14 protein-coding genes are annotated in these 12,007 nt (G+C 65.1%); 8 read left to right on the top strand and 6 right to left on the bottom strand.

Going from position 1 to position 12,007, the window contains the following annotated elements:
- Positions 1–14: 14 nt before the first annotated feature.
- Positions 15–1,070 carry a sugar transferase gene (locus tag HF203_RS11730; RefSeq protein ID WP_168669920.1) on the bottom strand — a complete coding sequence of 352 codons (1,056 nt, stop codon included), beginning with the start codon at positions 1,068–1,070 and terminating at the stop codon, positions 15–17.
- Between the two features lie 461 nt (positions 1,071–1,531).
- Here HF203_RS11730 and HF203_RS11725 point away from each other — a divergent pair, with 461 nt between their 5' ends.
- From HF203_RS11725 to HF203_RS11700, 6 genes are all read left to right on the top strand, one after another.
- Positions 1,532–2,281, top strand: coding sequence for a Nif3-like dinuclear metal center hexameric protein (locus HF203_RS11725; protein ID WP_168669918.1), 750 nt, complete (start codon positions 1,532–1,534; stop codon positions 2,279–2,281).
- Positions 2,282–2,484: 203 nt separating this feature from the next.
- Positions 2,485–3,078: a ubiquinol-cytochrome c reductase iron-sulfur subunit gene (petA, locus tag HF203_RS11720; protein WP_168669908.1), complete on the top strand. Its 594-nt coding sequence runs from the start codon at positions 2,485–2,487 to the stop codon at positions 3,076–3,078.
- Positions 3,078–4,322 carry a cytochrome b gene (locus tag HF203_RS11715; RefSeq protein WP_168669906.1) on the top strand — a complete coding sequence of 415 codons (1,245 nt, stop codon included), beginning with the start codon at positions 3,078–3,080 and terminating at the stop codon, positions 4,320–4,322. Before petA ends, HF203_RS11715 begins: the two co-directional genes overlap by 1 nt.
- On the top strand, positions 4,319–5,047 hold the full coding sequence (locus HF203_RS11710; protein ID WP_168669904.1) for a cytochrome c1: 729 nt from the start codon (positions 4,319–4,321) through the stop codon (positions 5,045–5,047). The genes HF203_RS11715 and HF203_RS11710 overlap by 4 nt, the downstream gene beginning before the upstream one ends.
- A 354-nt stretch (positions 5,048–5,401) precedes the next feature.
- Positions 5,402–6,037 carry a stringent starvation protein SspA gene (gene sspA, locus HF203_RS11705; protein WP_168669901.1) on the top strand — a complete coding sequence of 212 codons (636 nt, stop codon included), beginning with the start codon at positions 5,402–5,404 and terminating at the stop codon, positions 6,035–6,037.
- Positions 6,038–6,241: 204 nt separating this feature from the next.
- Complete coding sequence (locus HF203_RS11700; protein ID WP_168669900.1) at positions 6,242–6,703, top strand: ClpXP protease specificity-enhancing factor; 462 nt, start codon at positions 6,242–6,244, stop codon at positions 6,701–6,703.
- A gap of 13 nt (positions 6,704–6,716) precedes the next feature.
- On the opposite strand, the gene HF203_RS11695 is transcribed toward HF203_RS11700, so the two are convergent.
- Positions 6,717–7,031 (bottom strand): DUF3301 domain-containing protein, encoded by a 315-nt coding sequence (locus tag HF203_RS11695; RefSeq protein ID WP_168669899.1) that lies wholly within the window; start codon positions 7,029–7,031, stop codon positions 6,717–6,719.
- 42 nt (positions 7,032–7,073) lie between these two features.
- On the opposite strand from HF203_RS11695, the gene HF203_RS11690 reads away from it, so the two are divergent.
- Positions 7,074–7,337: a hypothetical protein gene (locus tag HF203_RS11690; protein ID WP_168669898.1), complete on the top strand. Its 264-nt coding sequence runs from the start codon at positions 7,074–7,076 to the stop codon at positions 7,335–7,337.
- A gap of 7 nt (positions 7,338–7,344) precedes the next feature.
- Here HF203_RS11690 and HF203_RS11685 read toward each other — a convergent pair whose 3' ends face one another.
- Entirely contained in the window at positions 7,345–8,409 is a 1,065-nt protein-coding gene (locus HF203_RS11685) for an AI-2E family transporter (RefSeq protein WP_168669897.1), read from the bottom strand.
- Positions 8,406–8,852 (bottom strand): hypothetical protein, encoded by a 447-nt coding sequence (locus HF203_RS11680; protein ID WP_168669896.1) that lies wholly within the window; start codon positions 8,850–8,852, stop codon positions 8,406–8,408. Before HF203_RS11680 ends, HF203_RS11685 begins: the two co-directional genes overlap by 4 nt.
- Before the next feature lie 305 nt (positions 8,853–9,157).
- Between HF203_RS11680 and HF203_RS11675 the strand changes: the two genes are divergently transcribed.
- Positions 9,158–10,357 (top strand): TraB/GumN family protein, encoded by a 1,200-nt coding sequence (locus HF203_RS11675; protein WP_168669895.1) that lies wholly within the window; start codon positions 9,158–9,160, stop codon positions 10,355–10,357.
- Between the two features lie 7 nt (positions 10,358–10,364).
- On the opposite strand, the gene HF203_RS11670 is transcribed toward HF203_RS11675, so the two are convergent.
- Together HF203_RS11670 and HF203_RS11665 are read right to left on the bottom strand one after the other, a co-directional pair.
- The gene (locus HF203_RS11670; RefSeq protein WP_168669894.1) at positions 10,365–10,949 is read right to left on the bottom strand and encodes a YqiA/YcfP family alpha/beta fold hydrolase; all 585 of its coding nucleotides are present in this window, start codon (positions 10,947–10,949) and stop codon (positions 10,365–10,367) included.
- A 14-nt stretch (positions 10,950–10,963) separates the two neighbouring features.
- The gene (locus HF203_RS11665) at positions 10,964–11,905 is read right to left on the bottom strand and encodes a hypothetical protein (protein WP_168669893.1); all 942 of its coding nucleotides are present in this window, start codon (positions 11,903–11,905) and stop codon (positions 10,964–10,966) included.
- Positions 11,906–12,007: the final 102 nt, after the last annotated feature.

Raw genomic sequence — 12,007 nt, 5'->3', positions numbered from 1 at the left:
GTCGATACCGCAATTTAGCAGAGGCTCGAGAGTAGGAAGTATTTTTGCAGCTTGAACGCGTTCAGCGGCGTCACCGGCTGGATCTGTAACACGCAGTCATGATAACCCGCCAGCCCTGGGCTGGGGCGACGCATGGTCAACTCACCCCGGCAGTGCACGATGCGACGCTTCACGGCGCCGCTGCCGTGGTGATCGGCCTCGCGTTCGAGCTGTAGCTGCAGTGTCCCGCTCGGTAGTTGGTGCCCAGGCGGGCAGCGCACCAGTACCGCCTCGTCATTGAGGTCGAGCAGCGTGCAACGACAGTCCTGGCGGCCCTCGAGTCGCACCAGGGCATCGCTCGGGGCAATGCGCTCACGTAGACGGCGCTCCTCGTGGACGCGGTCGCGGCTGAGTCGCTGCCGCACCGCCCCGAACAGCGCGCGTAGAAAGCGCAGTCCCAGTGTCCACAGGGCATAGAGCAGCAGTTGCAGGTCGTTGCCGATGCGCTGGTTGCGAATCAGGTAGAAGCTGTCGATCAGCGAGCGGATGCGCTTGGGGCTGCCGTGCGGGGTGAACAGCTGGGCGTAGCCGATCAACCCCGGGCGGGTCTGGAAGCGTAGGTCGTAGCCGGGGATGTCGCGGCACAGTCGTTCGTAGATCTCCGGGCGCTCGGGGCGAGGGCCGATGAGGTCCATGTCGCCCTTGATGACGTTGATGAGCTGCGGTAGCTCGTCGATCCGGGTCTCGCGCAGGAAGTGGCCGATCGGGGTCTCAAGCTGCTGTCCGCGCCCGAGCAGGGTGGCGCCGATGACGCGATCGGCGTCGGGCTTGAGGGTCCGGAACTTGTACATCGCGAAGCGGCGCTTGTGGCGGCCGAGACGGATGCTGGAGTAGAACACCGGGCCGCCGTCGGCGAGCTTGATCGCGATCGGTATCAGGATCAGTAGCGGTGCGGTGCAGAGCAGTAACAGCGCGGCGACGGTGATGTTGAGTGTCAGGCTGACGGCGGCGTTGATCTTGCGATAGCCACCGCGGGCGTGAGGCGGGGGGAAGGCCTGTTCGGCCGACGAGCGGGGGACCTGTGCGTGCATGGTCTGCGGACTGCTGTCTGTGCGGCGTTCAGCGTCCCATGCACGATCGCCTGATTTTTGGTTGTCTTGGACGACGTCAGGGTACTTCCTGGGACTACGGGCGTCGTCGTTGTCGACGTTCGAGGCGGTCGTGGCCGCTTCGTGCGTCTCGTTGTTATCTGGGCAGATCCTTAGGGCCGAGATTCTACCAGTACGGGAGCAAAAAATACGCCCAAAATAGCGCGGTAATGTTATGGTTTAGGGGTTCCTGCCCCTATCGGCCGTGAGCGGTCGTGTCCGTATCGCTGTAGCGCTTGTTGGTGACGGTGTCTGCCAGTCCGTGCCAGGCGCGTCTGCCGGGTGTCTGCCGATCGTCGGGGCGTCGCTGCGCGTCGCTGCGCGTCGCTGCGCGTCGCTGGCGTCGCTGCGCGTCGCTGGCGCCGCTGCCGGTCCGTAGCAACGAACCTCATGAGGTGTGCGTGATGTGCAAGCCACGCGAGCTGGTCGCCTTCTGCGATCAGCTGCTCGATGCGTCGGCCTTTGCCGACTACTGTCCCAATGGATTACAGGTCGAGGGGGAGCGCGAGATCGAGCTCCTGGTGAGCGGAGTGACCGCGAGCGCGGCGTTGATCGAGGCCGCCTGCGACCTCGGTGCCGACGCCATCCTGGTCCATCACGGCTGGTTCTGGAAGAATGAGCCGCCCTGCTTGACCGGAATCAAGGCGCGTCGCGCAAGGACGCTGCTCAAGGCAGGGATGAGTCTGATCGCCTATCATCTGCCGCTCGATGCCCATGCCGAGGTCGGTAATAACGCCACCCTGGGTAATGAACTGGGGTTCCTGGAGGCGTCGCCGACGGCCGCCGGCGGGCTGTTGTGGAGTGGTCGTCTGGCCGCGCCGCTCGCGCCCGAGGCCGTTGCTGCACGGGTCGCCGAGCGGCTCGGGCGTGCGCCACTGTTGGTCGGCGAGACGGCGCGACAGGTCACTCGCGTGGCTTGGTGCAGCGGCGGTGGCCAGGGCCATATTGAACTGGCGGCGGAGTTGGGGGTCGATCTGTTCTTGAGTGGCGAGATCTCAGAACAGACCACGCACCTGGCCCGTGAACTCGGTCTCTCATATTTGGCGGCCGGTCATCACGCGACCGAACGCTATGGGGTCCAGGCGCTCGGTGAGCGGGTCGCCGCGCACCTCGGGTTGCGTCATCAATTCGTCGAAATCGCCAACCCGGCCTGAGTCTCGGTTGCATCGAATGTGGTAAAATGGCGACTTTTTCGAGTTTTTCTTGACCCGTCGCGTCAAGTTCGAAGAAAATGCGCGGTCGGTTTTGTAGCCAATCGTCACATTCTTATCTTCCATCTAAACCTTTCGTCCAATCTGCGTGTGGTGTCTGCCTGAAGCTGTTGGCAGCCTCCGCACCAGTCGGGGGTAGCTAGCCTATGAGCGCGCAAGGCGTGAATAAACTGAGGCGACGAGTACTCGTCGCTGCGACCAGCGCGGTCGGTGCCGTCGGTGCCGGCTTCGCTCTCGTCCCGTTCGTCTCATCCATGAATCCGAGCGCACGCGCTCGGGCCGCGGGTGCGCCGGTCGAGGCCGATGTCAGCAAGCTTGAACCTGGCGCGCTGCTGCGCGTCAAGTGGCGCGGCAAGCCGGTGTGGGTGGTGCACCGCACGCCGAAGATGCTCGAGGCGCTGGCGAGCAACGACCCCAAGCTGGTCGATCCCGCCTCCGAGGTGCCCCAGCAGCCTGAGTACTGCCAGAACGCGACCCGCTCGATCAAGCCCGAGTATCTGGTCGCCATCGGGATCTGCACCCACCTCGGCTGCTCGCCGACCTACCGCCCCGAGTTCGCCCCCGAAGACCTCGGCGCCGACTGGAAGGGTGGCTTCTTCTGCCCCTGCCACGGCTCGCGCTTCGACCTCGCGGCACGCGTCTTCAAGGGTGTGCCGGCCCCGACCAACCTGGTCATCCCCAAGCACACCTACCTCAACGACACCACCATCCTCATCGGTGAGGATGGAGGAGCTGCCTGATGAGCGCGGAAAAGACTGAAAACCTCGACTGGCTGAACCAGCGTTTCCCGCTGGCCAAGACCTGGCGTGCGCACGTTGCCGAGTACTACGCGCCGAAGAACATGGGCTTCTGGTCCATCTTCGGCTCGCTGGCGCTGCTCACCCTGGTGCTCCAGATCGTCACCGGCATCTGGCTGGCGATGAGCTACAAGCCCTCTTCGGCCGAGGCCTTTGCCTCGATCGAGTACATCATGCGTGATGTCGACTGGGGCTGGCTGATCCGTTACATGCACTCCACCGGTGCCTCGGCCTTCTTCATCCTCATCTACCTGCACATGTTCCGCGGGTTGATGTGGGGCTCCTACCGCAAGCCGCGCGAGCTGCTGTGGATGATCGGCCTGGTGCTCTACCTGGTGATGATGGCGACCGCCTTCTTCGGTTATCTGCTGCCCTGGGGCCAGATGTCCTACTGGGGTGCACAGGTCATTGTCAACCTCTTCGCCGCCGTGCCTGGCATCGGCGAGGACCTCTCGGTGTGGGTGCGTGGTGACTATGTGATCTCCGACGCTACCCTCAACCGCTTCTTCGCCTTCCACTTCCTGCTACCCTTCGTGCTCGCCGCGTTGGTGTTCCTGCACATCGTCGCGCTGCATCACGTCGGCTCCAGCAACCCCGACGGTATCGAGATCAAGAAGGGCCCCAAGGGCAACCGCTGGGACGAAAAGGCCCCGGCCGATGGCATCCCCTTCCACCCCTACTACACGGTCAAGGACCTGGTCGGCGTCGCTGTCTTCCTGGCCCTGTTCTCGCTAGTGGTGTTCTACGCGCCGACCATGGGCGGGCTGTTCCTTGAGGCCCCGAACTTCCAGCCGGCCAATCCGCTGCAGACCCCGGCGCACATCGCCCCGGTGTGGTACTTCACCCCCTACTACGCGATGCTGCGTGCGGTGCCGCCGATGTGGGGTTCGCAGTTCCCCGGCGTGGTGGTGATGTTCGGTGCCATCCTGATCATGTTCCTGCTGCCCTGGCTCGATCGTAGCCCGGTCAAGTCGATCCGCTACAAGGGGCCGATCTTCAAGGTCGCCCTGGGCATCTTCGCGGTGTCCTTCGTGGTGCTGGCATGGCTCGGTATGCGCCCGGCCTCGGATCTCTCCACGCTGCTGTCGCAGATCTTCACCGTGCTGTACTTCGCCTTCTTCCTGTTGATGCCGATCTACAGCTCGCTGGACAAGACCAAGCCCGTTCCTGAGAGGGTGACCTCATGAGAAAACTGATCATCGCCACCCTGCTGCTGCTCTCGCCGGCCATGCTCATGGCCTCCGAGACTGCGCACCTGGAAGATGCCGATATCGATCTGCACGACACCGCTTCGCTGCAGCGTGGTGCCAAGTACTTCATGAACTACTGCATGGGGTGTCACTCGCTGCAGTACATGCGCTACAACCGCATGGCCGCGGACCTGGACATCGACGAGATCTCGCTGCGCGAGAACCTGCTCTTCGGTGACGCCAAGCCCGGCGATCTGATGACCAACTCGATGCGTCCCGAGGACGGCGAGAAGTGGTTCGGTACCGCAATCCCGGACCTCACCCTGGTGACGCGCTGGCGTTCGCCCGATTGGGTCTACACCTATCTGAAGAGCTTCTACGTCGATGACACCCGTCCCTACGGCGTCAACAACGTGCTCTTCCCGCTGGTCGGCATGCCGCACGTCCTCGGCGGTCTCCAGGGGGTGCAGCAGCCGGTGATGTCCGAGCCGCACGACGGCGGCGAGGCGGTTCCGGTTGGTGTCGAGCTGGTCGAGGAGGGCTCGCTCTCGCCCGAGGAATACGACACCATGGTGCGCGACATCACCGCCTTCCTGACCTATGCCGGGGAGCCGATGAAGCTCGAGCGTCAGCGTCTGGGGCTCTATGTCCTGCTGTTCTTCGGCGTGTTCTTCCTCATCGCCTACTTCCTGAAGAAGGAATACTGGAAGGACATCCACTAGTCTTCGACCAGTGGAACTCGACCACGCGACTCTCGGTCGCGTGATCGACGAGGCCCGCCACTCGCAGGGGTGGCGGGCCTCGTCGTTTGCGCATAGCATGCCGAGAGGGTGTTGTCGAGCCGTCAGTACGAAAAAACACCCCGGCACTACCCGGTCGGAGTATACTGATTTGATTGGTGTGCGTTTGCAGGTGCCGCTGGGCACGGTGCGCGCGCCATGACGGTGTCGCGTGGATACGCGCGCATGGCGCGGTCTTCGCGCGGGGCTGGCGGTTGTCGCTGCCAGGGACTTGGCTGGCGACATTGACACTTTGGAGCCCTGCCGGGCTCAGCCGATGCGCTGGAGAAGGGAAGAATGGCAGTGGCTGCGAGCAGACGAGCTGTGATGACGCTATATTCGGATCCTGTTTGTCCCTATTGCCACCGGGTGAGAATGGTCCTCGCCGAGAAGGGAATCAGCGTCGACGTGGTCGACGTCGACGCCCACGACTTGCCCGACGAGGTCATGGATTTCAACCCCTATGGCACGGTCCCGACCCTGGTCGATCGCGACCTGCGTCTCTACGAGTCGCAGATCATCATGGAGTATCTCGACGAGCGTTTCCCCCACCCGCCGTTGCTGCCGGTCGATCCGGTCTCGCGGGCTAATGCACGCCTGTTCATGTACCGCATCGATCGCGATTGGTATTCGCTGATGCGACGTATCGCGATGGGTGAGCAAAAGGAGGCGACGCAGGCGCGCAAGGAGCTGCTCGAGAGCTTGATCGTGACCGCTCCGGTGTTCGCCGCCCATCCCTACTTCATGAGCGACGAATTCTCCATCGTCGACTGCTGCGTGGCCCCGTTGCTGTGGCGCCTGCCGCGTCTCGGTATCGAGCTGCCGGCGCAGTGTGCCCCGATCCGTGCCTATATGCAGCGGATCTTCTCTACCGATGCCTTCCGCCAGAGCCTCAGTGAGGCCGAGAAGGAGATGGTCACCCGGGCCGCCTGAGCCGACCGTCGGTCGCCCGTCGAGCCACCCCGGCCCGGTGGTGGCTGCTACCCTTGTCGGTGGTCGGGGCGTGGCGCTAAACTGGAGGCCCCGTCCGGCCTCGCAGGCGTGCGGCCTCGCGCGCCGGGTCTCCACTCCGTCATCGGGTCCCCCGACCCCGCTCCTCATCGGCAAGACCAGCTCTCCAAGACCAGATCGATACCTATGACCTCGACCAAACCCTATCTGATCCGCGCTATCTACGAGTGGATCCTCGACAACGACATGACCCCGCACCTGGTCGTCGATGTCAGCTATCCGGGGATGCGCGTCCCCATGGAGTTCGCCGAGGACGGCCGTCTCGTCCTCAATATCTCCCCCTCGGCGACGCGCAACCTGCTGATCGGCAACGAGTGGATCGAGTTCAATGCGCGCTTCGGCGGTGTTGCTCGCGATCTGCTGATCCCGGCCGATGCGGTGATCGGGATCTTCACTCGCGAGAACGGTCAGGGCATGGTGTTCCCCGAGCCCGAGGAGCCTGATGAGGAGCTGCTGCTCGAGGATGAGCAGCCGTCAACGAGCGGGCCGAGCCTGCGCCCGGTGGCGAGCAGCGATGGCGCTGGTGACGAGACGCCGCCGCGTCCCACCAAGGGCAAGGGCGGTCCGACCCTCAAGATCGTCAAGTGAGGCGGCCTTGGTCTCAGGCGTCCTCCGCGCGCGCCGGCAGGCCGAAGCTCAGCTCCTCGAGGGCGATCCCGCGCAGCACCAGATAGCCGCTGCGCCGGACTTCGCCCACCTCGGTGAACTCAAACCGATAGACACGCCGCAGGCGCAGCCCGCCGGCCCCCCAGCACAGTCGGATCCGGCGCAACGCCACGGTCTGATCGAGCAATTGCAGGTGGCGCTGATCGCAGCCCCGGGCACAGAGCATGAGTGCACGCTCGCGCGCGCGCAGCCCGTCGACCCAGAGCCCGGCGAGGGTGCCCAGCAGCACCAGCGTCAACAGCGCGTCCATCCCACCCCCTGGTCGATCACCACCCGGTCACGCTGCTGCTGGGTGCTGCTGTCGAGCCTGTTGCTCGGTGGCTGCGGTGAGTCGTCGGGTCCCGCCGATGCCGCACAGCTACGCGAGTTGCATGCGCGGATGGTACAGGTTCGCGCCGATGTCGCCGCCGCGCGCCTTGCCGAGGCCCACGCCGGGGCAGCGGCGCTGCAGCGGCTGTGCCCCGGGTTGACCCCGGCGCAGCGGCTCGCTGTCGAACGCCTGGTGGTCCTGGTCGAGACCGAGTGGCGCTGCGTGCGTCGAGGGCGTTGCGGTTGAGGTAGGTTCATGGGGTGTGCGTATGGGGATCTAGGCTGCTGTTGGTGACCTCGGGGCCGAGCAGGATCGCGATCGGACGGGTCTGTGGGTTGGCGTCGAGCGCGATCTTCAGCGACATGGTCAGCGGCACCGAGAGGAACATCCCGACTGGCCCCAGCACCCAGCCCCAGAACACCAAGGAGACGAACACCACCAGGGTCGAGAGCCCGAGCCCGCGACCCATGATCCGGGGCTCGAGGATGTTGCCGACGAGGGTGTTGATCAGCACGTAACCGAGTGCCACCAGGAGCGCACTCTGCAGGTCGAGCTGGACCAGTGCCAGCAGCACCGCCGGGATCGCTGCCAGGATCGAGCCGATGGTCGGCACGAAGTTGAGCAAGAAAGCGACCGCCGCCCACAGCACCGCAAAGTCGACCCCGAGCGCCGCCAACCAGACCCAGACCGCCACCCCGGTGCCGAGGCTGGTGACGGTCTTCAACCCCATGTAGTGATTGACACTGTCGAGCACGTGCTTGAGTCGTGCGATCGAGGCCTCCGGGGTCTTGAGCGCGAGGGTGAGTTTTGCCGGCAGGTTGGTGGCCTCGAGCAGGATGAAGACCACGGTGAGCAGGATTAGCAGGGTGTTGGTCAGTGCCCCGCTGAGGCCCGAGATCAGCTCGCCGGCGAACCCCAGGGCTCGGGCCGGGTCGATATAGGTCTGCAGTGCCTCGCGCGAGGTGTGGATGCCGATGCCGTGGAGCCAGCCGACGAGTTCACCGGTGAGCTGTTTGAGTCGCTCCTGATATTCGGGCAGGCTGGCCTCGAAACCGCCGAGCGAACCGGCCACCAGCAGCCCGACGATCCCCCCGATCCCGACCAGGCCGAGCATCACCGCGATCAGTGCCAACCCGTTGGGCAGGCCGCGGCGGCGTAGATAGCCGAGCGGTGCGCTGGCGATCACCGCGATGAACACCGCCAGCAGGAAGGGGGCGATCAGCGACGAGGCCGCCTGCATCCCGGCGATCACCACCACGAAGGCGCCGGCGACCAACAGTAGTCGGGCGGCGGGGTTGAAGCTCAGCTCCTCACTCATCGTATGGCACTGGCCGGTCGCTCGAAGTCTGGCAATCCGGAGTGCAGCCACCAGGTCTCGCGCTCGGCGTCCCAGCGCCAGGTCTGGGCATCGCTGACCTGGCGCAGTACCTGGGTGTCCTCGTGCAGATAATCGATCAGCACCAGCTGTTCGGCGCTGTTCTCGTCGGGGAGGGTCAGCGGGCGTATGACCTCATAGCCGGTGACGCGGATGCCGGAGAGATCGGGCATCGGCTCCTCGGCGCGCAGCTCGGGGTCGAGTAGACCATAGGCGGTATCGAAATAGCTCCAGCGAATGGCGGTGTGGTAGCGGTAAGTGGCCGCCTGCAAGGCGTTGTGACGCTTGTCCTTCTCGACCGAGGCACAGCCACTGGTGAGAGCGGCCAGGGTGACCCCGACGAGGATCAGCGCGATGAGATGGAGACGCGAGGGGCGAGGCAGCATGTGGACTCCGGGCTCGATGACTGCACCGTTGAGCGATGATAAGCCATCGGGCGCGTTCGACCAATCCGCGAGCGCGGGGGTATGATGCCGCCCCTCGCCGGTGCAGTGGGCTGCGGTACCCGCGCCGATCGTTTGCGCCACCCCGGGGTGGGGATGGTGCCGATGGCCCTGCGACACCGAGCCGCGCGCCGCGGGTGTCCACGTCCGCCGTATCACCCGAATATGCCCGAGTTCCGTGCCGATATCGCCCAGGGAGTGGCTGGTGTCGGCGTCCTTACTTGTTTCCAGCCTGCGGTGAACCCCTGATGCCCGAGATCGCCGAACCCAATCACGAAATCGTCCGAGACGGGGTCCACTACACCCTACTTGGCACCGCCCATGTCTCGCGGGTGAGCGCCGAGCAGGTGCGTCGTCTGATCCGCAGCGGTGACTATGACGCCGTTGCCGTGGAGCTCTGTCGTAGTCGACACAAGGCGGTGCTCGATCCCAAGTCGCTCTCGCGCATGGATCTGTTCTCGGTGATCCGCCAGAACCGGGTCTATATGGTGGTCGCCAACCTCGCGCTCTCGGCCTATCAACAGCGTCTCGCCGACCAGTTCGGCATCGAGCCCGGTGCCGAGCAGCGTATGGCGCTGCGTCTGGCCGCTGAACGTGATCTGCCGGTGTTGTTGATCGATCGCGAGATCGGGACGACGTTGCGACGGATCTCGGCCAACCTCAGCTGGTGGCGTCGTTATACCCTGTTCACCGGGCTGTTGGCGGCGATGGTGACCTCGGAGCAGGTCACCGAGGACGAGGTCGAACGACTCAAGGAGGGCGATGTCCTCGAGACTACCTTCGCCGAGTTCGCCAGCGATCGTCGCGATCTCTACCAGCCGTTGATCGAGGAGCGCGATCGCTACATGGCCGCCAAGCTGCGGCGCGAGGCCGAGCGCACCGGCGCCACACGGGTGCTGGCGGTGATCGGGGTCGGACACCTGCGTGGTATCGGTCGCTGCCTGAGCGAGGAGACGGAGCCGCCAGAACGTGTGACCGCCACGCTCGAGCAGTTGCCGCCGCCCAACCCCTGGCCGCGCCGCCTGCCCTGGGTGCTGGTGGCGCTGATCCTCGCCGGTTTCGGCTATGGCTTCGCGGTGAGCCCGGAGCTCGGCTGGGAGCTGGTGGCCAGTTGGGTGGTGATCAACGGCGGGCTCTCGGCACTCGGCGCGCTGCTCGCCGCCGCGCACCCGCTGACCGTACTCTCGGCCTTTGTCGCCGCTCCCCTGACCTCGCTCAATCCTACCATCGGCGCCGGCATGGTCACGGGCGCGGTGGAGTTGTCGGTGCGTAACCCCAGCGTCGGTGATTTCAGTCGGTTACGCGACGACGTCGCCTCGCTTCGTGGCTGGTGGCGCAACCGGGTCTCGCGGGTGTTCCTGGTGTTCCTACTCAGCTCCCTGGGCTCGGCGCTCGGGACCTATATCGCCGGGTTGCGCATCGTCGGTCAGCTCGTCGAGGCGCACTGAGCGCGGCTCAGTCGGATTGGCTGGCGTCGAGCTGGGCGCGGATCAGCGTCACCGCCGCCTCGAGGTGCTGAAAGGCGTGATCGCCGCCGTCCCAGGCCAATACCCGGGCGTTGCCACCGCAGGCCCCGTAGCGACGCTCGGCGATGCGGTGGTCGATGACCTCGTCGCCACGATCGAGGAAGACCGTGGTCGGAACCCCGTCGCAGGGGCAATCGATGCCATAGCGGCGGGTCTGCTCGGTCTGCTCGCGGGTGACCTGATAACGCTCGCCGGTGGCGGTGGTCATGGTCTGGCCGGCGTACTCATCGAAGAAGTCCCAGGGGGTGAGCGCGGGGTTGATCAGATAGAGGTGCGAGAAACGGAAACGTCGCGCCAGATACTGCCCGTAGAAGCCGCCCATGGAACTGCCGACGACCGCTGGTGCCGGATGATCGAGGTTGCTGAAAAAGTGGGCGAGGCGGGTCACCGCCGCATCGGGGCGATGAGCGGGGTAGTCGATCGCTACGACCCGATGGGGGGCGAGTCGTTGGCGCAGGAAATCGGCCTTGAACGAACGACTGGAACTGTTGAGACCGTGAAGATAAACGAGCATGGGGCAGGATCGGCTCAGTGGGTGGTGCTTGGGCTCTTGCGCTCGTCCGCAGTCGGACCGAAGAAGGTCTGGCGGAACTGGACGCAGCGGTCGATGTACTCGTGGGTGCTCTTGGGCATGGGGACGCGCGCGCGGACAATGAAGCGGATCAGCTCGGCGCCCTCGCACAGCAGTCGCGAGCCCTCGAGTGCCTCGCGGATGGCTAGGGTGCCGGCGTTTGCCGGAATCTGGGGCTCGAGTTCGCAGAGCCGGTCACTGGCGACGGCGAAGGCCGGCCAGACCTCGAAGATGCTCGGATCGGTGCGTAGGATCTCGCACTTGCGCTTGGCCGTCTCGGCCAGTGGGTCGATGCGCGCGCCAATATCCGGGAACTGACGGCTGGCAGCGAAGCCCGACCGGATCGCGGTGGCGATGCGGTCGATGTCGCGCATGGTCATGGCGATCTTGATGTAGCGGCTCTCGTAGAAGGTGGCGATCGGCATCGAGAAGGCCTTGAATGGCTCGCCCCAGAGTTCGTCAATCCCCTCGTCACCGCCGCGGTGACGGACGATCTTGCCGAGTTCGAGGGCCTCGAGCAGGTAGTGCCCGCACTCGCGCATCAGGCTGTTGTCGGGGCCGATCTCGACCCCGGTGGCCTGGAGTTCGACCAGACAGCTGAAGATATCGGCGGCACGGTTGAATAGGGCGCCGGCGAGCATGGCGCCATTGACGCGTTTGCGTGCCGGGTCGTCCTCGGCCTCATAGGCCGCACGCGCCTCGTCGAGCCGCGCGCCTGGGATGTTGATACCGTGCTCGACGTGGTTGAACAGCCGTCGGGTCAGCGCCTGGATCAGCTGGCGCTTGGTCTCGAGGGTGTCGGCGGGCGGCTCGTAGTACTTGATCCAGTAGCCGTCGTAGTGCACCCGGGTGTCGCCGTCGATCTCGCGTCTGGTGCCGTTGGCGGTGGTTTGGGACATGCGTCGCTGGGGGATCGAAATGACCGCAATGGGGCGCAGTTTAGAGAAGAGCAGACGCCTCGTCAGCCCTTGACGCGGCGCTGGGCTCAGACACCGGGGCGA

Source organism: Marichromatium bheemlicum (genome assembly GCF_012276755.1).
Lineage (GTDB): Bacteria > Pseudomonadota > Gammaproteobacteria > Chromatiales > Chromatiaceae > Marichromatium > Marichromatium bheemlicum.
The sequence above is the reverse complement of the archived record's forward strand: the minus strand, read 5'-3'. Positions and strand labels throughout refer to the sequence as shown.

Coding starts and splice junctions, on each gene's coding strand:
- HF203_RS11730 (WP_168669920.1), bottom strand. CDS start 1,070: ATGCACGCACAGGTCCCCCGCTCGTCGGCCGAACAGGCCTTCCCCCCG.
- HF203_RS11700 (WP_168669900.1), top strand. CDS start 6,242: ATGACCTCGACCAAACCCTATCTGATCCGCGCTATCTACGAGTGGATC.
- HF203_RS11675 (WP_168669895.1), top strand. CDS start 9,158: ATGCCCGAGATCGCCGAACCCAATCACGAAATCGTCCGAGACGGGGTC.
- HF203_RS11670 (WP_168669894.1), bottom strand. CDS start 10,949: ATGCTCGTTTATCTTCACGGTCTCAACAGTTCCAGTCGTTCGTTCAAG.
- HF203_RS11695 (WP_168669899.1), bottom strand. CDS start 7,031: ATGGACGCGCTGTTGACGCTGGTGCTGCTGGGCACCCTCGCCGGGCTC.
- petA (WP_168669908.1), top strand. CDS start 2,485: ATGAGCGCGCAAGGCGTGAATAAACTGAGGCGACGAGTACTCGTCGCT.
- sspA (WP_168669901.1), top strand. CDS start 5,402: ATGGCAGTGGCTGCGAGCAGACGAGCTGTGATGACGCTATATTCGGAT.
- HF203_RS11680 (WP_168669896.1), bottom strand. CDS start 8,852: ATGCTGCCTCGCCCCTCGCGTCTCCATCTCATCGCGCTGATCCTCGTC.
- HF203_RS11715 (WP_168669906.1), top strand. CDS start 3,078: ATGAGCGCGGAAAAGACTGAAAACCTCGACTGGCTGAACCAGCGTTTC.
- HF203_RS11725 (WP_168669918.1), top strand. CDS start 1,532: ATGTGCAAGCCACGCGAGCTGGTCGCCTTCTGCGATCAGCTGCTCGAT.
- HF203_RS11710 (WP_168669904.1), top strand. CDS start 4,319: ATGAGAAAACTGATCATCGCCACCCTGCTGCTGCTCTCGCCGGCCATG.
- HF203_RS11685 (WP_168669897.1), bottom strand. CDS start 8,409: ATGAGTGAGGAGCTGAGCTTCAACCCCGCCGCCCGACTACTGTTGGTC.
- HF203_RS11665 (WP_168669893.1), bottom strand. CDS start 11,905: ATGTCCCAAACCACCGCCAACGGCACCAGACGCGAGATCGACGGCGAC.